Annotated in this window: 21 protein-coding genes; 20 read left to right on the plus strand and 1 reads right to left on the minus strand. The window is 51.4% G+C overall.

What is annotated here, in order from left to right; translation table 11 throughout:
- Window positions 1–476: 476 nt before the first annotated feature.
- Entirely contained in the window at window positions 477–2,114 is a 1,638-nt protein-coding gene (locus tag R3187_RS17690; RefSeq protein ID WP_318968393.1) for an EAL domain-containing protein, read from the plus strand.
- On the opposite strand, the gene R3187_RS17695 is transcribed toward R3187_RS17690, so the two are convergent.
- Window positions 2,068–3,054 (minus strand): 1-aminocyclopropane-1-carboxylate deaminase/D-cysteine desulfhydrase, encoded by a 987-nt coding sequence (locus R3187_RS17695; protein WP_318968394.1) that lies wholly within the window; start codon window positions 3,052–3,054, stop codon window positions 2,068–2,070. The genes R3187_RS17690 and R3187_RS17695 overlap by 47 nt on opposite strands.
- 72 nt (window positions 3,055–3,126) lie before the next feature.
- Here R3187_RS17695 and R3187_RS17700 point away from each other — a divergent pair, with 72 nt between their 5' ends.
- The 19 genes from R3187_RS17700 to mreD all read left to right on the plus strand — a co-directional run bounded on the left by R3187_RS17700 (window position 3,127) and on the right by mreD (window position 22,274).
- Entirely contained in the window at window positions 3,127–4,050 is a 924-nt protein-coding gene (locus R3187_RS17700; RefSeq protein WP_318968395.1) for a hypothetical protein, read from the plus strand.
- The gene (locus tag R3187_RS17705; RefSeq protein ID WP_318968396.1) at window positions 4,047–4,637 is read left to right on the plus strand and encodes a PilN domain-containing protein; all 591 of its coding nucleotides are present in this window, start codon (window positions 4,047–4,049) and stop codon (window positions 4,635–4,637) included. Before R3187_RS17700 ends, R3187_RS17705 begins: the two co-directional genes overlap by 4 nt.
- A gap of 2 nt (window positions 4,638–4,639) precedes the next feature.
- Window positions 4,640–5,290, plus strand: a complete 651-nt coding sequence (gene gspM, locus R3187_RS17710; protein ID WP_318968397.1) for a type II secretion system protein GspM — start codon at window positions 4,640–4,642, stop codon at window positions 5,288–5,290.
- Window positions 5,268–5,591, plus strand: coding sequence for a hypothetical protein (locus R3187_RS17715; protein WP_318968398.1), 324 nt, complete (start codon window positions 5,268–5,270; stop codon window positions 5,589–5,591). The genes gspM and R3187_RS17715 overlap by 23 nt, the downstream gene beginning before the upstream one ends.
- Window positions 5,581–7,239: a pilus (MSHA type) biogenesis protein MshL gene (gene mshL, locus R3187_RS17720; protein WP_318968399.1), complete on the plus strand. Its 1,659-nt coding sequence runs from the start codon at window positions 5,581–5,583 to the stop codon at window positions 7,237–7,239. The genes R3187_RS17715 and mshL overlap by 11 nt, the downstream gene beginning before the upstream one ends.
- A gap of 4 nt (window positions 7,240–7,243) precedes the next feature.
- Entirely contained in the window at window positions 7,244–8,131 is an 888-nt protein-coding gene (locus R3187_RS17725) for an ExeA family protein (protein ID WP_318968400.1), read from the plus strand.
- Window positions 8,128–9,240, plus strand: coding sequence for a hypothetical protein (locus R3187_RS17730; protein WP_318968401.1), 1,113 nt, complete (start codon window positions 8,128–8,130; stop codon window positions 9,238–9,240). The genes R3187_RS17725 and R3187_RS17730 overlap by 4 nt, the downstream gene beginning before the upstream one ends.
- Window position 9,241: 1 nt before the next feature.
- The gene (locus tag R3187_RS17735) at window positions 9,242–10,999 is read left to right on the plus strand and encodes a GspE/PulE family protein (protein WP_318968402.1); all 1,758 of its coding nucleotides are present in this window, start codon (window positions 9,242–9,244) and stop codon (window positions 10,997–10,999) included.
- Window positions 11,000–11,002: 3 nt separating this feature from the next.
- Complete coding sequence (locus tag R3187_RS17740; protein WP_318968403.1) at window positions 11,003–12,223, plus strand: type II secretion system F family protein; 1,221 nt, start codon at window positions 11,003–11,005, stop codon at window positions 12,221–12,223.
- 71 nt (window positions 12,224–12,294) lie between these two features.
- Window positions 12,295–12,846 carry a prepilin-type N-terminal cleavage/methylation domain-containing protein gene (locus tag R3187_RS17745; RefSeq protein ID WP_318968404.1) on the plus strand — a complete coding sequence of 184 codons (552 nt, stop codon included), beginning with the start codon at window positions 12,295–12,297 and terminating at the stop codon, window positions 12,844–12,846.
- A 28-nt stretch (window positions 12,847–12,874) separates the two neighbouring features.
- A complete protein-coding gene (locus R3187_RS17750) occupies window positions 12,875–13,366 on the plus strand; it encodes a prepilin-type N-terminal cleavage/methylation domain-containing protein (RefSeq protein WP_318968405.1) in 492 nt (163 codons plus the stop codon).
- 15 nt (window positions 13,367–13,381) lie between these two features.
- Window positions 13,382–13,855 carry a type II secretion system protein gene (locus R3187_RS17755; RefSeq protein ID WP_318968406.1) on the plus strand — a complete coding sequence of 158 codons (474 nt, stop codon included), beginning with the start codon at window positions 13,382–13,384 and terminating at the stop codon, window positions 13,853–13,855.
- A complete protein-coding gene (locus R3187_RS17760) occupies window positions 13,849–14,430 on the plus strand; it encodes a prepilin-type N-terminal cleavage/methylation domain-containing protein (RefSeq protein WP_318968407.1) in 582 nt (193 codons plus the stop codon). The genes R3187_RS17755 and R3187_RS17760 overlap by 7 nt, the downstream gene beginning before the upstream one ends.
- Entirely contained in the window at window positions 14,430–15,254 is an 825-nt protein-coding gene (locus R3187_RS17765) for a type II secretion system protein (RefSeq protein WP_318968408.1), read from the plus strand. The genes R3187_RS17760 and R3187_RS17765 overlap by 1 nt, the downstream gene beginning before the upstream one ends.
- On the plus strand, window positions 15,244–15,660 hold the full coding sequence (locus R3187_RS17770) for a pilus assembly PilX N-terminal domain-containing protein (protein WP_318968409.1): 417 nt from the start codon (window positions 15,244–15,246) through the stop codon (window positions 15,658–15,660). The genes R3187_RS17765 and R3187_RS17770 overlap by 11 nt, the downstream gene beginning before the upstream one ends.
- The gene (locus tag R3187_RS17775) at window positions 15,657–19,619 is read left to right on the plus strand and encodes a DUF6701 domain-containing protein (protein WP_318968410.1); all 3,963 of its coding nucleotides are present in this window, start codon (window positions 15,657–15,659) and stop codon (window positions 19,617–19,619) included. The genes R3187_RS17770 and R3187_RS17775 overlap by 4 nt, the downstream gene beginning before the upstream one ends.
- A gap of 223 nt (window positions 19,620–19,842) precedes the next feature.
- Window positions 19,843–20,886 (plus strand): rod shape-determining protein, encoded by a 1,044-nt coding sequence (locus tag R3187_RS17780; protein ID WP_019677307.1) that lies wholly within the window; start codon window positions 19,843–19,845, stop codon window positions 20,884–20,886.
- 48 nt (window positions 20,887–20,934) lie between these two features.
- Entirely contained in the window at window positions 20,935–21,792 is an 858-nt protein-coding gene (gene mreC, locus R3187_RS17785) for a rod shape-determining protein MreC (protein WP_318968411.1), read from the plus strand.
- On the plus strand, window positions 21,792–22,274 hold the full coding sequence (mreD, locus tag R3187_RS17790; RefSeq protein WP_318968412.1) for a rod shape-determining protein MreD: 483 nt from the start codon (window positions 21,792–21,794) through the stop codon (window positions 22,272–22,274). Before mreC ends, mreD begins: the two co-directional genes overlap by 1 nt.
- Window positions 22,275–22,307 lie beyond the last annotated feature (33 nt).

The following is a 22,307-nucleotide window of genomic DNA, read 5'->3' on the forward strand; positions in this document are numbered from 1 at the left end:
AACTCAGAAGTGAAACGCAGCTGCGACGATGGTAGTGTGGCATTCGCCATGCGAGAGTAGTACACCGCCAGGCTCCCAATTCAATAAAACAGCCCCTCTCGAAAGAGCAGGGGCTTTTTTATTGGCTGAGATTTGGCGGTGCACTGCTCGAGCAGGGCGACCCCATGCGACAAAAACGTCCGGAACGTTTTTGGACAGCTTCAGCTGGCCGCAAAGCGGCGAACCCCACGGATGGGGTGAGCAATGTAGTACTGTGATGCCGGTCTTTCGACAAGCCAAACTGTTGGCTTGTCGCCGGCAGAACGCCCCGAGCTTTGCGAGGAGCATAAAGGCTCTCAATAAAGCTAAAGAACCCACTTAGTCGAGTGGGCCTTTTTGCGTTTAGCTTACCGATCCGCACGCTGGAAAACTGGTTAATATCTGGACAAAGCTACAAATTAAGTTAACACTGTATTGACAGTCAAAAGGAGTTGCTTGTGTCACTTGCCAGCTTGTTTAAACAGAAAACCTATTCCAGCTGGTTTATTATCCTGGCGTCCTGTCTTATTTTTGCCAATATACTGCTCGCAGCATCAATGGTATTGCCGCTGTCAGCAGTTGCTGGCTGGCAGATTGTTTTACTGCTGAATATTACACTCGTCATCTTTCTGGCCGGATTGTTTTATCTGGTGCAGTGGCACAGGCGCTCTCTTGCTACCACGGTACTGACAGTTGACCATGCTATTAAGCGGCTGGAAGAGCGGCTTGAACTAACCCAGCGCACTGATTTAATGCCGGAAATCCGGTTAGAGAAGATTAATGACCGGCTGGTGAATTATATCAGACGGGATCATGAGGTTCGACATCTGGTCAGGGTGCAGGGATTGATTGATCATGAACTGGCAATTGGCAACAGGATTTTTTTTGAAAGTAAACTGCAGCACTTTCTGAGTGATGCCTCAGAAGAAGGGGCTGGTGCATTATTTATTATTGAGGTTTCTCATCCCGGTCATGGTATTAGTCAGGTTAAACAACTGGCCTGTCTTAAGGCCTGTGTAGAAGTTATTAACAGTTATTGTGAACCTTATCAGGACAGGATCCTGGCGCGGCTGTCAGAAAACGACTTGGTGTTACTGTTGTCCGGTATTTCAGAAAAAGAAATGGCTAATCTGGCTGATACGCTGGTAGTTGCTATGGGCCGGGCAAACTGTTTTGCCAACTATTTAAGTGCTGACTTTGTTCATATTGGCTATGTTGCTTATCAGCGTAACCAAACCACTTATCAACTGCTGTCAGAAGCCGATATGGCGCTACGTACCGCCCAGCTGTACGGCCATAATAGTGCCTTTGGCTTTGAACCGGAAAAGAAACCAGCTGCAAAAGGCTCAGTCTGGTGGCGCTCGGAATTAACCAAGGCTTTGGCGCAGCATCGCTTCAGTTTAAGCTTCCAGCCGGTGTTTTCCTGGCAGGAGCAGGAACTGTTGCAACAAGAAGTTTTGGTGAGGTTGCAAAGTACCGATGGTGAAAATATTCCTGCGGCGATTTTTCTGCCGATGGCTTACAGTTGTGGACTAACATTGCAAATTGACCAGCATGTATTGCTGCGAGCCGCCAGGCTGGGCGCACTGGAAAGTCGTAGTGCAATCAGATGTAGTGTTAATATTAACGCCCATTCACTGTTAAGTAAGGATTGGCAGCAATGGCTGGAGCATATAGTCGTTTCCGGCCAGCTCGAGCCGTCACAGCTGGCGCTGGAGCTGACCGAACATCATTTAATCCGCTATTATGAGAAATTAAAGCCAATACTGGACAGGATAATTAACCTCGGCTTCTCGCTGGTGGTTGATCAGGTAGGCCTGACTATTGATATACCGCCTTATGCAGATGATCTGGCAATAGAGTCAGCAAAACTGCACCCTTCGGTTGTTCGTAATATAGACCAGCATCTGGAGCAACAGCTGTTTGTCAGAGGTTTGATTTCGCACTTTGCTGAACGTGGGATCCGGGTGATCGGCACCGGGGTCGAGCTGGCTTCAGAATGGCAAACCCTGCAGAAACTAGGTGTTGCTGGTGGGCAGGGGTTTTATTTCAGCCAACCGCTGCCGCAGATAGTATCTGGTACTGTTGCTGACTGATTAATTGCCGGTAGTGCAAGCCCGCCAGCCCCTGCAAGCCACCCGTATGGAAGAAACTAACCCTGCTGCCAGGGGCAATTTCACCTGCCGCAATCATCTGGTAAAGTTTGTAAAGGGCTCTGCCGGTATAGACTGGTTCTAAAGCTACGTCGTGTGTCAGCGCAAAATGGCAGCAAAACTCGACATGTTCAGCAGGACATTTTGCGTAACGTTGATCCACGGCAGTTGCAACAATGCGCCAGTTTACGCTGTCTTCCGCTTCTTCAGTTAACAATGCGGCTACTTTCGCCGGTAAAGACGGGTCATTAACGACGGCTAGTCCTAAAATCTGTAAGTTGTGACTGCCAACGGCGCTCTGCTGTTTGCCTGAGGCAATTAAACCAGCAAGGGTACCGCCACTGGCAGTGGCAGTGACAATAACATCAGCCCGGCCCGCCGGGGTGTCAGTAAGATTTAAACCGGCGATACCACGGGCTCCCAGTGCAGAGCTGCCTCCTTCCGGGATAATCAGATACCCGGGATGACGATCTGCCAGCATCTGCAGAAAGTCGGCTTGCTGGCGTTGCCGGTAGCTCTGACGATCAATTGCTATCAGTGTCATACCCTTTGCCAGGCAATACTGTAAGGTCGGATTTTGCCGATCAATACTATCCGCCCGAACGTAGGCAATGGCATTAATGTCGTGCAGCCTGGCTGAGGCAGCGCAGGCCGCCAGATGGTTGGAAAAGGCGCCACCGAAAGTGACAAGACCCCGATATTGTTGTTGCTGAATCAACTTTATATGATATTGTAATTTCATCCATTTGTTGCCAGATATCATCGGCTCAGCAGTCGTCGGGCAATACAGCCAAAGTTCAACTCTGGCGTCCGATAGCAAGGGTTCTGCAATCCTGTACCAGTTGGCAGCGGGGCCTGCAATGTCGCGGGTTGGCAATAACATAACGCGGGATGGCAACTTTGTAGCTGAAGGTGTCTGTATTATAAACCGATATCAGGGTTAAATAGCATTAAGATGTTAGCCAGAGTTTTGCAACATATCAGGATTGGCCAAAATAGCACAGCAGGAATTGCTGTACTGCACATTCGTGACCATGAAGTTCAATTGCTGCGACAGCCTGCTGCAGGAAAACCAGCATCTGTTCTGGTTCATCCGGTTAACAAAGGCAACTGGCAACTGGCCATGCAGGACATGCTGGCGAAAGTAAGCAAGTCGATGGCTTTGACGCTGATAATCCCACCCGCTATGTATCAGATAATTCAGTTAGAAAAGCCTGCCATTGCCGAGCAGGAACTAGTTACTGCGTTACCCTGGCAAATAAAAGATCTAACCGACATCGACCTCGAGGAGATGGTGCTGGATTATATTGATTTACCGGCTGCCCCCGGCCAGCCTGATAAAATCAACGTGGTGGTCAGCATAAAAAGTCAGCTGCAGGAACTGGTAGCTCTGGTAAATCGTGACAAACTGAACTTGCAGCGCATCCTGATTGAAGAATGGCTAATTCACGAACTGGTCGACTATGCTGACCATGCTGCTTTGGTCTTAATGCATCAACCTGATCAGGACGTTCTGCTGCAGGTAATCCGCCAGGGGCAACTGCAGTTTTCCAGACGGTTACGTGGCTTCAGCCGCTTGCATCAGTATTCTGAATCAGAGTTGCAACAGGGTGTGTTTGATAACTTATTGCTGGAAATTCAACGCTCTATGGACTATATCGAGAGCCAGCTGAAACTACCCCCCGTGCGCAGTATTCACTTATTATGCAGTGGCGCAGAGCGTCCCGATTTAGTGCCGTTATTTCATCAGGCAGGTTTCAGCCAGGTCCAGGCATTACAACTTAAACCGCAGTTGCAGTGGGCTACGGCGCTGGACGTGAATGAATTCTGGCCAGCTATTGCCGCAGCTGGCAATGCCAGCGGAGAGCCGGTAGCATGAAGCAGCGGATAAATTTATACCAGGCCGGTTTAAAACCACAGCAGCAAACTATGGCGTTATCGTCGTTGTTTGTTTTAATCGTGCTGGTGCTGACAATCAGTTTGCTGGCGTGGGGTGGTTTACAATGGCAACAACGTCAGCAAATGCAACTAAACAGTCAAACCGAGCAAGATCTGAAACGACAGCAGGACCAGCTGGGCTTGCTGCAGCAGGCTTTATTGCAGCGTCAGCCGTCGTCCATATTGATCGCAGAGCGGGATCAGCTAAAACGCCGGGTTGAACAGCAAATTGCGTTACAACACTATCTGGCGGCACAGCAGTTACGGCCAGACTATGCCTACAGTGTTGTACTGCAGCAATTGGATAATGCTGATATTACCAGCGTCTGGTTAACTCAGTTTACCTTGCGGCCAGGCAGCAGTGAATTGCAAGGCCTGACGCTGACACCGGCTGCGGTGCCAGGCTGGCTGGAAAGCCTGCGCGATTTCAACTACTTCAGTGGCCAGCGTTTTAATGAGCTGCGTTTAACGCAACAGCCTGAACAGCAGGCAGTAAAGTTTCATCTTATTGCTGAGCAGGGAGAGTGAGCATGACCAACTGGCAGCAGCTCAATCAGCGTTATCAGGCGTTGCAGCTCAGAGAAAAGCGGCTTATTTATTTCGGCTCAGTAATATTAGTATTCTGGCTACTGTTAATGTACCTGCTTGAGCCCGCCTGGCAGCAGCAACAGCAACTAACAGGGCAACAACAAAAATTCCGGCTGCAACAACAGCAGGTACAACAGCAGCTTGAGCTGTTACAGTTACAACTGGCGGTTGATATTGAACAACCGTTGCGGGATGAAATTGCTGGCCTGAATCAGCAGCAGTCAGCGCTTGCTACCCAACGACAAAGCCAGAGCAGCTTATTTATTGGTGCTGAGCAGATGCTGGCATTACTGCGGGAGATCCTCTCTAAAAGTCAGCAGGTTAAATTGAAATCGCTCTCCACGTCAGCCGCTGTACCGGTAGTACTTGCCGGACAACTGGCGGGTGAGGCACCGTTGTTATACCAGCATAAAACAACCCTGGTCGTCAGTGGTACGTATCGCAACGTGCAAAAACTGTTAAGTGAGCTGGAGCAATTGCCCTGGCTGGTGCAGTGGCAGCAGCTGGATTATCAGGTAACTGAGTATCCGCTGGCCGATATTAGTATTGAGTTTATTACAGTGAGCGAGAATGAAAACTTTATTCAGCTTTAGTGCTCTGATAGTACTGGCATTTTCAAGTCAGGCTGATCCAACCCGGCCGGCTGCTGGTTATATTGATCAGGTCAGCAGTAATAGAGCTATCAGCCCTGTCAGTACCCTGAAACTGCAAATAATCCAGAATAGTAGTCAGGGCAAGGCCGCTACCATAAACGGCCAGTTTCTAAAGCTGGGTGACCAGTATCAGGGTTATACCCTTACCGGCATCAGCACCGGCGCCGTTGTTCTTAGCCGGGGCGATGAACAACGAATTTTGCAGTTACATAATAAAACGATAAAAAATTATGATAAATAATACCCGCTTTACATTGTGCGTTGTCAGTAGTGTGCTAATGCTGACAGCTTGTCAGGCTCTGGAACCTAACGCCAGTGCAGCGGCAGCTAAAAAAGCATTACAACCTGCTGAGCAACCTGCCGCACCTGTGTTGACGGTACCGGCTGCAGTGACCCAGGATCTGCTGACCCGGCCACCGGCGATAGTAGCGAGCACTGAACCCAGGTTTAATGTGGCGGCCACCGATGTTGCGCTGGCAGATTTTTTCTATTCGATAGTACATGATACGCCGTACAGTCTGGTGGTGCACCCGAGTATCAGCGGTACGATCAGCCTACAGCTGAAGCAGGTTACCTTGGCTGAAACACTGGCCATTGTGCAGTCGTTATATGGCTTCGATATCCGGCGTCAGGGTATGGTATACCAGGTATACCCGGCTGGTTTACGAACTGAAACCATTGTCGTTAATTATTTAATGTTGCAGCGCAACGGATTTTCTTCTATTTCGGTGAATTCGGGTGGGGTATCACAGGATAATTCAAACCAGAATAACAATAACCGGGGTAATCAGGGGCTGGCGAATAATAATCTGCTGAACAATCCGTTAGGTAATAACAGTGGCCAGATGCAAAACAGCCAGCAGCAATTTAACGGCAGTACCATCCAGAGCGAAAGCCGCACCGATTTCTGGAGTGATTTAAAAGAAGCCGTTGAAGGCGTGCTGGGCGGTGGCGAGCAAAGAATGGTAGTAGTAAGCCCGCAGGCAGGCCTGGTAACTGTTCGCGGTATGCCGGATGAAATTGCGGCGGTTAAAGCGTTTCTGGGGCAGTCAGAGCAGCATCTGCAACGTCAGGTGGTGCTGGAAGCAAAAATTATTGAAGTTACGTTAAGCGATGAGTACCAGCAGGGCATTAACTGGCAGAATGCTCTTGCTACCATTGGCTCTACCAGCTTTAACTTTACCACCTCCGGAATTATTCCAAATAACCCGACTACCAGCAATTTAGGGGGCGTTACCGCCATTTCCTTTAATAATGCTGATTTTAACGGCGTGATTAATTTACTGGAAACACAGGGAAATGCGCAGGTCTTATCCAGTCCCCGGGTTACCGCGATGAATAACCAGAAAGCGGTAATAAAAGTCGGCCAGGACGAATATTTCGTTACGGATGTTACCAGCAATACGACTATTGCCGGTACTGGTGCAACCACGACGTCTCCTAATATTTCGCTGCAGCCTTTTTTCTCAGGTATTGCGCTGGATGTTACGCCGCAGATAGATCAGAACGGCAGTGTCATTTTACATGTCCACCCGTCAGTAACAGAAACGTCTGAGCAAAGTAAAACTATCCGGTTCAGTGATGAGCAAATTGTCCTGCCGTTGGCCCAAAGCAATATCCGCGAGTCGGATACTATTATTAAAGCCCAGAGCGGTGAAATTGTGGTTATTGGCGGTTTAATGCAAACAGTAACCAGTGACAGCGAATCACGTACGCCGGTACTGGGCGCGATACCGCTGCTGGGCCAGTTGTTTACCAGCAAGAATAAAACCGAGCGTAAAAAAGAGCTGGTGATCCTGCTTAAACCAACTGTGGTTGGCAACGGGGTCTGGCAGCAGCAATTGCAGCAGTCAGAAAAATTAATTACTGACTGGTATCCAGAGCAATAAGCTTATGTATGCTGCCCACTTTAATCTGGCCGCAACGCCTTTTTCGCTGACCCCCGACACCCGGTTTTATGTTGGTTTACCGCAACATGAAGCCGCATTGGCGGTATTGAATACAGCGTTAAATGCCGGAGAAGGGTTTATTAAAGTAACCGGCGAAGTGGGCACCGGTAAAACGCTGTTATGCCGGCTATTATTAAAACACGCCCCGGCAGACTGGCAACTGGCCTATCTGCCCGATCCCAGCGTTACCCCGAGCGAGCTGCGCTGGGCATTAGCAGCTGAGCTTGGCCTGAAATACTCAGCAAATATTGACGCCAGTCAGCTGCTGCAATTACTGCAGCGGCAACTCATTCTGCTGGCGCAAAGTGGTAAAAAAATTATTCTGGTTATCGATGAAGCGCAGGCGCTGCCGGATGAGACACTCGAGTCATTACGCTTACTAACCAATCTGGAAACAGAGCGACGTAAACTACTGCAGGTTGTGCTGTTTGGCCAGCCAGAATTAGATGACCGGCTGGCCAGTCAGCAATTCCGTCAGTTGCGTCAACGCATATCGTTTGCTTACAAACTGCCGGTAATGTCATCTGCGCAAATCCGTTATTATGTCCGGCATCGCCTACAAACTGCAGGGGCGACGCCAGCATTGTTTAACCGTTATGCCTTGCTGGCGATTAACCGCTACAGTCGCGGCATTCCCAGATTAGTTAACTTACTTGCGCATAAAGGCTTAATGCTGGCCTATGGCGAAGGCAAAAGCCGGGTAACTGGCCGGCATATCCGCTTTGCAGCTCAGGATACCGAAGATACCCGTCGTGCTACCCCCTATTATTTGTGGTTACTGACCAGTGCCGCTGTGTTTAGTGCAGCCTGTGCTGCCTGGGTATGGCGATGAGTGTAATTAATAAAATGCTGCAGGACCTGGAGCAGCGCCAGCCAGCGCAGGTCACGGCAAGTAATAACTCAAAAGTGCCCGCGGCCGCTTCGCGCCGTAGCCCAATGTATATCGGCATGGTATTGCTACTGCTGCTGGTTTTACTGGTTGGCTTCTGGTTCAGCAAAAATCAGCAACTGCAGGCGGAGCCTGCCAATGCCACAAACCCTGATGCCGCAGTGAGGGCAGAACCCCGCCAGCCCGCTCCAAAGCAAAGTGAGCAACACAGCACGGATCAGGCAGCGCCCGCTGCGATTATAGCAGCGCTTGATACTACAAATACCGCGGCCAATGCACTCTCAGAATCGACCACAGCGTCAGCAGTAGCGGCACCGGCAGAGAATGCCGCAGTAAACCTGGCAGCAATTATTACCGCAGAACCCGCAAAACCCACAGAGCCAACAGCACCCGCCCCTCTGGTAGTGGTTGCTGCAGAGGAAGCTGCGCTATCCGCTGTGGCCAGGCCTCAAGCCAGCGTTGATAAACAGCCGCTTAGTGTAGCAGCACGGCAGCATAATATGCAGTTAAGAGCCAATGCCAGTGAAGCGGCCGGTGATACCAGCGCTGCTATTGTCATCTGGCAGCAAATTGTTGCCTTACAACCGGCTGAGGCTGAAGGTTATCTTAACCTGGCCAGATTATGGTTAAAGCAACAGCAAATTGTCACTGCTAGCCAGGTATTATTACAAGCCCGCCAAAATGGCGTGGTTAATGCCGAAATAAACATGCAGCTGGCGCAGCTTGCTGTGCGCCAGGGGCAGTGGCAGCAGGCTTTGGAATTTTTGTCTGATCAGTTTGAGCTGGCCGCAGAACCGGAGTATTTTGGTTTTAAAGCCACAGTACTACAGCAATTAGAGCAACACGCCGCGGCACTTGGCTGGTATCAGCGCCTGCAACAGTTGCAACCTGAGCAGGGCCGCTGGAGTCTGGGCGCGGCTGTGGCCAGCGAGCAGTTAGGTCAGCCGCTGCAGGCTCATCAGTATTATCTGCATGCCTGGCAGTACCGGCAGGCATTGTCAGTAAGCAGCCACAATTTTATTCAACAACGGCTTAAGGCAACAGAACCCTAGTATGCAGAAACCAAAGCTTAAAATGCGCCTGGGCGACTTACTGGTGCATGAACACATTATCACTGAAACTCAGCTGGAGCAGGCGCTGGCACGCCAGAAAAGCAGTGGCCGCAAGTTAGGCGCAACACTGATAGAAATGCAGTTTTTGTCAGAGCAGCAATTACTGCAATTTTTAGCGCAGCAGCTGCAAGTGCCTTTTCTGGATATCGCCCAGCGCAAAATCGATCCGAAAGCAGCCCAGCTGCTGGCTGAAGTACATGCCCGCCGCTTCCGGGCGCTGGTTATTGAAGACATGGGCGATGCAGTATTGCTGGGGATGAACGATCCGGCTGACTTAGCCGTGCTGGATCAGATAGCGCCGTTACTGGCACCGCGCGAAATTAAAATTGCTGTGGTGCGGGAAAGCCAGTTGCTGGAAGCATTTGATTCGCTATATCGTCGTACCAAAGATATTGAAACCTTTGCTACCCAGCTGAAACAAGAGCACAGCGGCGATACCGAAGATGCATTGCTGGCGGAAGAAAGCCGGGAAGAAACAGATAACACCATTGCTAAGTTGTTGCGCTCAATTTTTGAAGATGCGGTACAGGTCAAGGCCTCTGATATTCACATTGAGCCTGACGAAAAAGTGCTGCGGATCAGGCAGCGGGTCGATGGTATTTTGCAGGAGAGCACTTTAAACGAAGTCAGTATTGCAGCGGCCCTGGTGCTGCGTTTAAAACTGATGGCCAGCCTGGATATCTCGGAAAAGCGGCTGCCGCAGGATGGCCGGTTTCAGATCAATGTTAAGCAGCATAAAATTGATATCCGGATGTCGACCATGCCGGTGCAATACGGTGAGTCTGTGGTGATGCGCTTGCTGGATCAGTCAGCTGGTGTGTTGAAAATGGAAGACACCGGTATTCCCGGCCCCATGCTGGCAAGGTTGCGCCGTATTGTGCAAAGTCCGCATGGCATGATCCTGGTCACCGGGCCCACCGGCTCGGGTAAAACCACTACGCTGTATGGTTTGCTGAGTGAGCTCAATCAGGCCGGCAGTAAAATAATCACCGTGGAAGATCCGGTAGAGTATCGGTTATCACGGATTAATCAGGTGCAGGTTAACCATAAGATCGGGCTGACGTTCAGCAACGTACTGCGCACCACATTGCGCCAGGACCCCGACATTATTATGGTGGGCGAGATGCGGGATCAGGAAACCGCCGAAATGGGCCTGCGCGGTGCATTAACCGGCCATCTGGTGTTATCGACTCTGCACACCAATGATGCGGTATCCAGTACCCTGCGTTTAATTGATATGGGCGCCGCACCTTACCTGGTCGCCAGTGCCTTGCGGGCAATTATCGCCCAGCGCCTGGTGCGCCGGCTTTGCGACTATTGTAAAACGCCGCATCAGCCTGATGAGCTGGAGCAAACCTGGCTACGCCATCACAATACCAGCGACCAAACCAGTTTCTGGCACGGCACGGGTTGTCAGTCATGTCACCACACGGGCTATAAGGGCCGGCTGGGCGTATTTGAGTTACTGGTGATCAATAAGCCCCTGGCTGATGCGCTGCGCCGCTCTGACATTGAAGGCTTCAGTAATCTGGCATACCAGAGTGCGGACTTTGTCAGTCTGGGTAAAATGGCACTCGACTATGCCCGGCAGGGCGTCACTACCCTGGAAGAAGTGATCCGGGTATCCGAGTATCTGGAAACTGAACCGCTGACGCCAGATTTAAGCGCCAATGCGGCTGCTGCAGCAGAGGAAAACTAAACAATGGCCAGCTTTCAGTACAAAGCGCGTGATGCCAGCGGCAATGCGGTCAGCGGTCAGCTGGAAGCCGGCAGTCAGGCAGCCGCGGCCGATATCCTGAAACAACGGCGCTATATTCCGCTTAGTATTGACGCCGTGGTAGTGGCAGACAAAACAGCCGGCTTTGCGCTGTGGCAGGCGAAAGTCAGCCTGACAGAGCTAATTATTTTCTCGCGCCAGATGTATTCGCTGATGAAAGCCGGCATTCCCATTATCAGGGCGATAAAAAGCCTGGCTGAAAGTACCGGCTCGCCAAGGTTGCGCCAGGTTATGGCCGATCTGGCCAGCGAACTGGAAAATGGCCGCAGTTTATCGGTAGCAATGGCTAACCACCCTAAGGTATTCAGCCGGTTAATTGTCAGCCTGGTGCATGTTGGTGAAAATACCGGCCGCCTGGACGACGCTTTTTTGCAGTTGACCTTTTATTTTGAACAGGAACTGGAAACCCGCAAGCAAATTAAGCAGGCTACCCGCTATCCGATATTCGTGTTAATTGCCCTGATTATCGCCATGGTGGTGCTGAATATTTTTGTTATTCCGCAATTTGCCAATATGTTTGCCCGCTTTAACGCCGAATTGCCGTGGTCAACCCAGTTGCTGCTGGCCAGTTCAGCATTCTTTATCACCTTCTGGCCATTGCTACTGGTATTGTTGCTGGCATCTGTTGTCGGCATCAGCTTCTACTTACAAAGCCCGGCCGGCAGGTTACGCTGGGGCCGCTGGAAACTGAGAGTGCCCATCATTGGCAGTATTATCAACCGGGCAACCCTGGGCCGCTTTGCCCGCAGCTTCTCGATGATGCTAAAAGCCGGCGTTCCAATCACTACTGCGCTTAGCCTGGTTGCCGAAGCGGTCGATAACGACTATCTTGGAGATAAGATCCGGGAAATGCGGCGTAGTATTGAACGGGGCGAGAGCCTGCTGCGGGTATCGCAGCAAAGCGGGATGTTTACTGATCTGGTATTGCAGATGGTCTCGGTAGGTGAAGAAACCGGCCAGATGGATGAAATGCTGACCGAAGTAGCGGGTTTTTATGAGCGCGAAGTGGCGTTTGACTTAAAAAGTTTAACGGCGAAAATAGAGCCCATATTAATTGTCATTGTCGCGGCAATGGTACTGTTGCTGGCATTGGGGATTTTCACCCCAATGTGGGATATGCTGAATGCCTATAAAGGTGGCCAGTAATTGACACAAATTAACTTAATAACAATAAAAAACGATATACTCAATTTAATAAGTGCCTGGGAGCAACCAATATGAAAAAGCAAAATGGCTTTACCCTGATTGAAATAGTGATAGTGATAATTATTCTTGGCCTTTTGGCCGCAACCGCGTTACCGAAATTTATAGACCTTACAGCCGAAGCAGAAGATGTCGCGGTAGAGGGCATCGCCGGTGGCTATGCGTCTGCTGTGGGCCTGGTTCGGGCGCAGTGGGAAGTGGCAGGCCGGCCAGATGGTAACGGTGGCACTGCAGAGCGTACTTTTGTAAATTACGATCTGGTGCAGATTGGTGTAGATGGTGACATTGGTTACCCATCAGGCGACCCTGCTACTAACACCCGGGTTACCAGTGTTACTGTTGATGATTGTCTGTTTTTAATTAATAATTTGTTCCAGCAGCAATTAAGAGTCGCCACCACCTTTGTCGCAGCTAACCAGCTGTATGTGCGGACCGATGCCAACGTTTGTTTTTATCATCAAACTGCAGGTCTGTCAGAGGCGCCAACCGATACAGTAGGTAACAATGCATTCTCTTATAACCCGGCCACTGGCCAGGTAAATTTATTTTTGAATAAAAACATTTAAGTTTTAATTTAGTAAAAGGTAGTAATACATGAAACGTAATCAAGCAGGTTTTACATTAATTGAGTTAATTATCGTCATCGTTATTCTGGGTATTCTGGCGGTCACCGCAGCACCTAAGTTTTTAGATTTTGGTGGTGATGCCCGCAGATCTACATTAACTGGCGTGAAAGGAGCTTTGGAGTCCGCAAGCTCTATCGTCTATGGTAAGGCAATTATTGCTGGTCAACAGGCTGCCGCATTATCATGTTTTACCGGGACTACGGTGGTAGCAGCACCAGTTGCAGCAACAACTTGTACAACAGGTACTGACGTTGTTTACGGCTACCCTGCAGCAAGCGAGGCCTCACTTCGTGCTGCTGCTGAACTTGCGACAGCCGAGTGGGCGATCACAGGCACTGGCCCGGCTTTAATCACACCAGCAGGTTACACACCGACAACCGCGGGTACATGCCAAGTTAGTTATACAGCGGCAACTGCAACTGCAAAACCAGCTATTGTGGTCACCGGTACTGGCTGCTAATAGCAGTTAATAGTAATGAACAAATCCCAGCGTTACACAGGCTTTACTTTAATAGAGCTGATTGTGGTGCTGGTAATCATAGGCGTGTTAGCAGTGTCGCTGCTACCACGCTTTTTTGATGGCAGCGGTACTAATGAATACCTGTACCGCGACCAGGCATTCAGCCTGATCCAGCGCCAGCAAATGCAGGCCATGCAATGTACCAACTGTCCTCCGGCAGGTTTCCGGGTTGGCAGCTTCAGTATTAACCCTGCCGGCATCAATGCTTGTGCTAACACCGCTACCGCATTATGTATCAGTGAACGTGACCGCAGCAGCATCCGGCTGGTGCCTGGCTCCTTTAATAATGACCTTTTTTTCAACAACCTGGGGCAGCCGGTAAGCGCATCCGGATTGCGTCGTTGCGACAGTAGCTGCCGGGTTAATGTCCAGGGCAGTGTCAACCTGGCTATTTGCATTGAGTATGAAGGGTATATTCACCGATGTTAGCCTTAGCTGTGTTAGTCCGTCGCCAACGGGGCGTTAGTCTGATTGAGCTGATAATCGGCATTGTGGTGCTGGCGATAGCGCTGAGTCTGGTCACCGCCGTACTGGGTCCCTTATATATTAAAAGTACCGATCCCTGGCATCAGGTGCGGGCCACTGAACTGGGTCAGAGCATGTTAAATGACATAATGGCGCGCTCTTTTGATCAGCAAAGTCCGCGCAGTGGCAGCATGCTGCGCTGTGGCGAGAGTGGCGCCCCGGCATGCACCGCCCAAAACGGCGATGGCAGCTGGCCAGCCGACCCCGCAGAGAGCGCAGCCGATAACCGGCTGCGGTTTAACGATGTCGATGATTTTGATAACTTTACCGTTGATGGTTCGGTATTAACCAATATTCTGGCGGAAGATCTGGCTGACGTTTATCGTAATTATCAGCTGCGGGTCAGTGTTAGTTATGCGGCCGCTGCCGAAGTTGCTGGCATTAGTCTGGCGACTGATCAGGTAAAAGTGATTACCGTCACCGTCCGCACCCCCACCGGCAGCGAATTACAGTTCAGCAGCTATAAGGGGAACTGGTAATGTTACAAAGCAGGTCGCAAAGCAGTCCACCATCCAGGCTGCAGGGTTTTACCCTGATAGAGCTAACCATTGTTATCGTATTGTTGTCGGTGCTGGCACTGGGGGTAAGCAGTTATATTGCCCTGGGGGCTTCGATGTACAGCGACGCCACTGAGCGCGAACAGGTGCTGAACCAAAGCCGTTTTGTGGCCGAGCGGCTGCAGCGCGAGTTACGTAATGCTGCACCCAACAGCATCCGTAGCAGCGACGCCGCCTTATTGCGTTGCATCGAGTTTGCGCCCATTGTCGCCAGTGGCGTTTACCTGCAGGCGCCGGTTGCCCCGGCCGAGGGTAATGAACTACGATTGGCGATACTAAACTGGCAGGACGATTATCTGGACTTGCCCTTCACCATTTATCCGCGCGAGCTTGCCGATATTTATGGCGCAAGTGGCAGCACCATACCTCTTAGTGGAAATGAGACAGATGATGCTGATGGCAACAGTGCCACCCGCACCGTGCAACTGAGCAACAGCCATAGTTTCCCGTTAGATTCACCTGAAAAGCGTTTCTATTTGCTGGCCGCCAGCCCGGTCAGCTATTGCTTTAACGCCGTGGACGGCAGTATCCGCCGGTACAGCGATTACAGCTACACTGCCGCTCAGCCGCTGCCGCCGGCCGGTAGTGCGGCTTTAATGGCCAGCGATGTACTGCAGGTTCGTTTCGCAGTAAACCAGGCAGTACTCACCCGTAACAGTGTGGTAAATTTACTGCTGCAGTTTGGCCAGAGCCCGGCCAGTGATATGTTTTTTAATTACGAGGTGCATATTCCGAATGTTCCTTAAGCTGGCGATATCCAAAACAAAGCAGCAAGGCAGCGCCCTGGTGGTAGCCGTGTTTATTATTGTGGTTATGCTGGCCATTGTGCTGGCGCTATCGCGTATTTTATTAAGCAGCAGCGAGAGCGTGGTCTATGAAGTGCAGGGCACCCGTGCTTTGTTTGCTGCCCAAAGCGGTATGGAATTGGCCTTAACCGAATTATTTCCCCGCAGTGGCGCCAGCAACTGCAGTAGCTGGACCTTTAATTTCGCTGCGCCGGGCTTAACCGGCTGTGCCGCACAGGTGCAGTGCACCGCCCAGGCCATTGCCAGTGAGCAGCTGAATCAGTTGTACCTGCTGCAAAGTACCGCCAGCTGCAATGCCAATGAATTTATAACCAGTCGTAGTATTGAGCTGGAGGTGCGGCAATGAAATGGTTTCTGACCAGTATTCTACTTCTGCTCAGCAGTCAGGCACTGGCAATTAATTGCAGTGATATTTGGACATCAGCGGTTCGCAGCAATAGCGCGGTACCGGCCAGCATACCTTTTCCCGCGACCCCTAATCCCAGTTTCCCTGAACCGCTGGCAGCAATTGACTACTACTACGCAACTAATGACAATTATTTCATTAACAATGGCACTGTCCGGACAACCTCAGGCGCTACCAGCCGCATATTCGTTAACGGCAACCTGACCATTGACAACAATGTGGTACTTAATTCCGGCGGCCCGCCACAAAATCTTATTTTAGTGGTCAGTGGCAGCCTGACTATTAACAATAATACTGTTATTAATGGTTTTGTGCTGGCAGGCGGCGCCGTTCAGTTAAATAACAATGTTGTAATTAATGGTGGCCTGGCAGCAAAAGGGGCAGTAGCAAACTTTGGTACTGTTAACTACCGGCCCGCCGGCATATCCTTGCTCAACGGTGGCGTAGTATGTGATGCGGTGCTGCCACCAGCTGTATTGCAGGCACATTATCCACTGGATCAATGTTTTGATGAGAGCAGCAGTGTTTTATCCGAGCTGACCGGAAGCTATCCGGGTGGTGGATTAAATCTGGCCCGGGCGACCGGTGTAGTTAATCAGGCAGTTCGATTCAATGGTAATACTAATAGCCGGGCCGAGTTACCGGCTGCTTTACTCAATGGCCTGGATAACTTTTCACTGTCACTATGGATATATCCGGAAAGCGCCTCTGGTTTCCGGGAAATTATTTCAGCGTCTAATAACGCCAGAAATAACGAATTTGAGCTGTATCTCAGCCCGGAAAATACTATACGTACTGGCATAAAGGGGGCCTATCACAGCTTTGCTGCTAATCCACCAACCATAGCGGTTAACAGCTGGCAGCATCTGGTGTTTACACGCAGCGGTGAGGAAATATGCCTGTATCTGAATGCGGCGCTGGTGGGTTGTACTACAGCGTTAAGTGGCAGTATGGATATCAGCCGGATGGCACTTGGCGTGTGGTGGCAGGCAGCCAACAGTTTTGCAGATACTTTTACCGGCCGGATGGACGAAGTATTGTTCTACCGCAACAAATTAACCACCAGTGAAATTAATCAAATTTACTCTGCACAAAGGGATGGTTTTAATTACGATGGTAATAGCCGCGCGGACAATTGCCTGACATGTCTGGCAGATGATTTTTCAGCCGCTGCGTTAAGCGACTCCTGGGTAACCGCCCGCAGCAATGGTAGTTTTACCCCGCAGGTTGTTAATGGCCGCTTGCGGATGACCCAGGCCGTCACCAATCAGGCGACATCGGCAACCTTCCGACGAATTTATCCGGCGGCCGACAATCTGGTGGTCATTGAGTTTGACTACTTGGCCTATGGTGGCAGTGGGGCTGACGGCCTCGCTGTAGTGCTGTCAGATGCCAACGTAACACCACAACCAGGTAGTTTTGGTGGGCCACTGGGTTACGGTTATAAACCGGGGATTCCGGGCTTTGCCGGTGGCTGGCTGGGGTTTGGCCTGGATGAATTTGGTAATTTTTCCAACGAAGGTGGCGCGGCCAGCATTGGGCGGCGCCGGCAAAGTGTAGTAGTGCGGGGCTCCGGTGAGGGTACTACGGGTTATCGATACCTGCGCGGCACCTGCGACAATGGTACAACCAACCGGACCGGTGATTGCCTCAATCCACCAGTAGATGGCAACGCTGCCAACCCGCATCGCTATCGGTTTACCGTTGACTCCAGAGCCCCAGGCACGACTCTGGTATCCGTTGAGCGTGACCATGGTACAGGTTTTATCACTCTGATCCCGCCATTCGATGCCCGCAGCCAGCCGGGCCAGGCTGCCACGCCACAGAACTTTTTTCTGTCACTGACCGGCTCTACCGGTGGCTCAACTAATATTCACGAACTTGATAATATCAGTATCTGTGCCCTCCGCTCATCACCGGTTGGCCAGCAAATTGATCATTTTGAATTTGACTACAGTGGCCAGGCGCTAACCTGTAAGCCGGAAACCTTTACCGTGCGGGCCTGCGCTAATGCAAGTTGTAACCAGCTGGTCACCGAACCAGTAACCGCCACGTTAAGCCCTGCGACTATTACAAGTGGCGGCTGGGTCGATGGTAATACCATTAATTTCAGTGGCGGCACGACCACCGTTGACTTCAGACGCAATGTAGCCGGCAGCACGCGGATCGGCGTCAGTGGTTCGGTGCCTAACACCCGGCCCCTGAGTCAGACTTTATGCCGCGCCGGTGCCGGACCGCTAACCACTGCAGCGTGCAATGTCAGCTTTGCCAGTGCCGGCCTGGTATTTACTGTGCCGGATGGCATTGCTAACCAGCCGGCAACGGGGATCACGGTCGCAGCCGTCAGGCAAAGTGACGTAACTCAGCAATGTGTGCCGCAATTTGCCAATGTCAGCCGTAATGTCAATTTCTGGAGCAGTTATCTCGATCCGGGGCCATCGGGCCGGCCAGCGTCATTACCTGTCCAGGTTAATAGCAGTAATATTGGCCAGAATGAAACCAGTGCCACGCCGCTGGCACTTAATTTTAACAGCAATGGCGAGGCCATTATCGCCGTTAATTATGCCGATGCCGGCCAGGTACAGTTAAATGCCCGATACAGTGGCAGTACTGCCAGCAATGACAACGGTTTGATCTTGGATGGTGCTGACCCTTTTATTCGCCGTCCGGCCGGGTTGTGCATCCGCAATGACGGTCATTGTCCGGCTGCGGACGCCAGTTGCCTGGTATTTAAGCGGGCCGGTGAGCCATTTACGCTGACCATCAGCGCCCATGCCTGGCAGGGGGGCAGTACTGATATCTGTGCAAACCCGGTTACCCCGAATTTTCAGCACAGCAATATCAGCCTCAGCCACACGCTGCTGGCACCTGCCGGCGTGCCCGGCACGCCTGGCCTGGTTAATTATGCGCATCAACGGGCAGTCAACGGCCAGACCAGTGTTGAGCAAAGCGTCTCTGAAGTGGGAGTGTTTAGCTTTAATACTGCGCCAGTTAATTATTTAACCATGAGCGATCCTGTGCCGGCCGCCACAGGGCAGCCTACCGGCCGCTTTGTACCGGCCGATTTTGCCGTCAGCGAGATCAGCGCTAATCCCGCCTGCGGCAGTTTCAGCTATATGCAGCAGCCTTTTAGTCTTGGCTTTACCCTGACAGCACGTAACACCCTGGGCCAGCGCACCCGTAACTATTTCGGGGCCTTTGCCAACAGCACGTTACTATTACAGGCTGAAAATGCCGATGATGGCGTCGATTTGACCGGCCGGCTCAACAGCAGCGGTTTTGGCAACTGGAACCTGGGCCTGCAATCATTCAGTACTGCTGAGCTTCGCCTTAACCGGCTGCCAACGGGCGCGCCTGACGGACCTTTTACTGAGCTTACCGTAGCGCTGAATGTCATCGATGACGATGGCAGCCTGATCGCCAACCCTGATACTAATGTCAGTAATACCGGCTGTGCCGGTGACAACAGCTGTAATGCTGCCGCGCTGCTGCTGACAGATATCCGCTATGGCCGGATGCAGATGGCAAATGGTTTTGGCCCCGAATTTGACGACATGCCGGTAAATTTAACGGCGCAGTACTGGGACGGTAGCCGTTTTCTCAGCAACGATGCAGACAGCTGCAGTGTGATCAGTGCTGCCAGCCTGAACTTAACGAATAGCCTGACGACCCCGGTGGCAAATGCCACCACACTGAGCAGCGGCAAAACGCCAGCGGCAGGCCTGCTTCTGCTGGCACCAGGCACACCGGGTACCGTGGGCGCGACTTATCAGGTACCGGTTTGGCTGCAGTACGACTGGAATGATGATGGTGATTACAGCAATTCGCCGCTGGCTGAATTTATCTTTGGTCGCTATCGCGGCAACCCAAGGCAAATTTACTGGCACGAGCGCTTTTAGCGGCTAACTATGCCTGCGTTGCTGAGTAAGCACTGGCTTCGCTGCCAGATAGCGCAGCAAGGCTGATTAATTTCTGAAAAATGTCACAAAAGGCTATTTTCTTGGCATAGACTTACTTAGAATAGCCTGAGTAACTGATTTTAACTCCGGTGCAATCAAGGCAGTCAGCCCGCCAATGGTGCTGCTGCTTGCGGAGTACTTGTTAATAGGATCTGGCGTCTACATGTTTAATAAATTGCGTGGCCTCTTTTCAAACGATTTATCGATCGATTTAGGTACAGCTAATACCCTGATTTATGTCAAGGATCAGGGGATTGTGCTGAATGAACCGTCAGTGGTTGCCATTAGGCAGGAGCGTGCCGGGGGCCCGAAAAGTGTCGCGGCAGTTGGCCATGCAGCAAAGCGGATGCTGGGCCGTACCCCGGGCAATATTAAGGCTATCCGGCCAATGAAAGATGGTGTAATTGCCGATTTCTATGTCACTGAAAAAATGCTGCAACACTTTATCCGCCAGGCTCATAGTAACAGTTTCCTGCGGCCAAGCCCCCGGGTGCTGGTCTGCGTACCATGTGGTTCAACTCAGGTAGAACGCCGGGCCATCCGCGAGTCGGCACAAGGCGCAGGCGCCCGCGAAGTTTACCTGATTGATGAGCCAATGGCCGCTGCCATCGGCGCTGGCTTGCCGGTGTCAGAAGCAACCGGTTCAATGGTGGTAGATATTGGTGGCGGTACCACTGAAGTCGCAATTATTTCGTTAAATGGTGTGGTGTATTCCTCATCTGTACGAATTGGCGGCGACAAATTTGACGATGCTATCGTCAACTATATTCGTCGTAACTACGGCATTTTAATTGGTGAAGCAACGGCTGAGCGGATTAAAACTGAAATTGGCTCTGCCTATCCCAGCGATGATGTGCTGGAAATCGAAGTACGGGGTCGCAACCTGGCAGAGGGCGTGCCACGCAGCTTTACCATGACCAGCAATGAAATTCTGGAAGCGCTGCAGGAGCCGCTGGCGGGTATTGTCAGTGCGGTAATGGTTGCGCTGGAACAGGCACCACCAGAACTGGCCTCGGATATTTCTGAGCGCGGTATGGTGCTAACCGGTGGTGGTGCGCTGTTGCGCGACCTGGACCGGTTGCTGATGGAAGAAACCGGTATTCCGGTTGTCGTCGCTGATGACCCGTTAACCTGTGTAGCCCGTGGTGGTGGCAAGGCGCTGGAGATGATTGATATGCATGGTGGTGATGTATTTAGTTATGAGTGATAGCACGCTTAGCGTAAGTGAATGTGCTCTTACTAAACCAGTAACGTTATGAACGCTATTTTCAGCCGCGGCCCGCTGTTAGGATTACGTCTGTTACTGGCGGTGCTGTGCAGTGTCGGCCTGATGGTGGTAGACCGCTATACCGAGCGGTCTACCCAGCTTCGCAGTTTCCTTACCTCGGCAGTAAGCCCGTTGTTTTACGTTGCCAGCTTGCCGGAAACCCTGCTGTCCGGTGCCAGTGAACAATTTATGTCACACCAGCGTCTGCTGGATGAAAATGCCCGTCTGAAGGAAACCTTGCTGCGCCAGAATGGTCAGCTACAGCTACTTGGCTACTTACAGCAGGAAAACAGTAAATTACGGGCGCTGCTGGGCTCAGCACCGCTGACTGACGGTCAGCGGCTGGTGGCAGAGGTGTTGGCGGTTTACAGTCATCCGTTCAGCCATCAGGTGGTGTTAAACAAAGGCAAAAACGATGGCGTAACCGTGCATCAGCCTATCATAGATGAAAGCGGCGTGGTCGGCCAAATCGTCAGCGTCGGCCCCACCAGCAGCCGGGCCTTACTTATTTCCGACAATACTCATGCTATTTCGGTCCGGGCTGAACGCACTGGCATTCGCACCGTGGCCGAGGGTCTCGGCCAGTGGGATTTACTGCGGGTGATCCACCTGCCGCAAAGCGCAGATATCCGGGTTGGCGATCGCTTACTGACCTCGGGGCTGGATGGCCTGTTTCCCGAAGGCTATCCGGTGGCTGAAGTCAGCCGGGTGCAGCAGGATGAAAGCCAGCCTTTTATGACCGTCTATGCCAAACCCTATGCCCAGCTCGATAGAATCCGGCATGTGCTGTTGCTGTGGCCAGGTGCCCGGCTGGAAGATGTGCTGGACGCTGAGGAGCCAAAATAATGCGCAGAAACGGAGGGTTAGGTTTTATCTATCTGTCACTGCTGATAGCACTGCTGCTTACCGTTATGCCGATGCCGCAGCAGGTAAAATTATTCCGGCCAGACTGGGCGTTGCTGGTGGTACTATACTGGACACTGGCATTGCCGGGGCGGGTCAATATTCTTACTGCTTTTGTGCTGGGATTTTTAACAGATGTGCTGATTGGCACTGTGTTAGGGGTAAATGCGCTGGCATTTTCAGTGGTCACCTTTATCGTTGCCGTTAACCATTTAAAAATCCGGAACTTTTCGGTGATCCAGCAAGCCTTACTGATAGGTTTGTTTTTAGCGCTGTATCATTTGCTGCTGTTCTGGCTCAGCCACTTTCTAACCGGCGTATATTTTTTACCCGCTTATTTATGGCCGGTATTAACAGGTATGTTAGTCTGGCCCTGGTTGTTCTGGTTGTTAAGGCGATACCGCCGGCAGTTTAAGATCCAATAACTGACGTTTCAACACGATAAAGATCCTGAAACC

The organism is Arsukibacterium sp. (assembly GCF_033721375.1).
Taxonomy (GTDB): Bacteria; Pseudomonadota; Gammaproteobacteria; order Enterobacterales; family Alteromonadaceae; genus Alishewanella.

Excerpts from the sequence above, each read along its gene's own strand:
- R3187_RS17725 (WP_318968400.1), top strand. The coding sequence starts at position 7,244 with ATGTATGCTGCCCACTTTAATCTGGCCGCAACGCCTTTTTCGCTGACC.
- mreD (WP_318968412.1), top strand. The coding sequence starts at position 21,792 with ATGCGCAGAAACGGAGGGTTAGGTTTTATCTATCTGTCACTGCTGATA.
- gspM (WP_318968397.1), top strand. The coding sequence starts at position 4,640 with ATGACCAACTGGCAGCAGCTCAATCAGCGTTATCAGGCGTTGCAGCTC.
- R3187_RS17715 (WP_318968398.1), top strand. The coding sequence starts at position 5,268 with ATGAAAACTTTATTCAGCTTTAGTGCTCTGATAGTACTGGCATTTTCA.
- mshL (WP_318968399.1), top strand. The coding sequence starts at position 5,581 with ATGATAAATAATACCCGCTTTACATTGTGCGTTGTCAGTAGTGTGCTA.
- mreC (WP_318968411.1), top strand. The coding sequence starts at position 20,935 with ATGAACGCTATTTTCAGCCGCGGCCCGCTGTTAGGATTACGTCTGTTA.
- R3187_RS17780 (WP_019677307.1), top strand. The coding sequence starts at position 19,843 with ATGTTTAATAAATTGCGTGGCCTCTTTTCAAACGATTTATCGATCGAT.
- R3187_RS17760 (WP_318968407.1), top strand. The coding sequence starts at position 13,849 with ATGTTAGCCTTAGCTGTGTTAGTCCGTCGCCAACGGGGCGTTAGTCTG.
- R3187_RS17705 (WP_318968396.1), top strand. The coding sequence starts at position 4,047 with ATGAAGCAGCGGATAAATTTATACCAGGCCGGTTTAAAACCACAGCAG.
- R3187_RS17750 (WP_318968405.1), top strand. The coding sequence starts at position 12,875 with ATGAAACGTAATCAAGCAGGTTTTACATTAATTGAGTTAATTATCGTC.
- R3187_RS17735 (WP_318968402.1), top strand. The coding sequence starts at position 9,242 with ATGCAGAAACCAAAGCTTAAAATGCGCCTGGGCGACTTACTGGTGCAT.
- R3187_RS17775 (WP_318968410.1), top strand. The coding sequence starts at position 15,657 with ATGAAATGGTTTCTGACCAGTATTCTACTTCTGCTCAGCAGTCAGGCA.
- R3187_RS17745 (WP_318968404.1), top strand. The coding sequence starts at position 12,295 with ATGAAAAAGCAAAATGGCTTTACCCTGATTGAAATAGTGATAGTGATA.
- R3187_RS17740 (WP_318968403.1), top strand. The coding sequence starts at position 11,003 with ATGGCCAGCTTTCAGTACAAAGCGCGTGATGCCAGCGGCAATGCGGTC.
- R3187_RS17765 (WP_318968408.1), top strand. The coding sequence starts at position 14,430 with ATGTTACAAAGCAGGTCGCAAAGCAGTCCACCATCCAGGCTGCAGGGT.
- R3187_RS17770 (WP_318968409.1), top strand. The coding sequence starts at position 15,244 with ATGTTCCTTAAGCTGGCGATATCCAAAACAAAGCAGCAAGGCAGCGCC.
- R3187_RS17695 (WP_318968394.1), bottom strand. The coding sequence starts at position 3,054 with ATGTTATTGCCAACCCGCGACATTGCAGGCCCCGCTGCCAACTGGTAC.
- R3187_RS17700 (WP_318968395.1), top strand. The coding sequence starts at position 3,127 with ATGTTAGCCAGAGTTTTGCAACATATCAGGATTGGCCAAAATAGCACA.
- R3187_RS17730 (WP_318968401.1), top strand. The coding sequence starts at position 8,128 with ATGAGTGTAATTAATAAAATGCTGCAGGACCTGGAGCAGCGCCAGCCA.
- R3187_RS17755 (WP_318968406.1), top strand. The coding sequence starts at position 13,382 with ATGAACAAATCCCAGCGTTACACAGGCTTTACTTTAATAGAGCTGATT.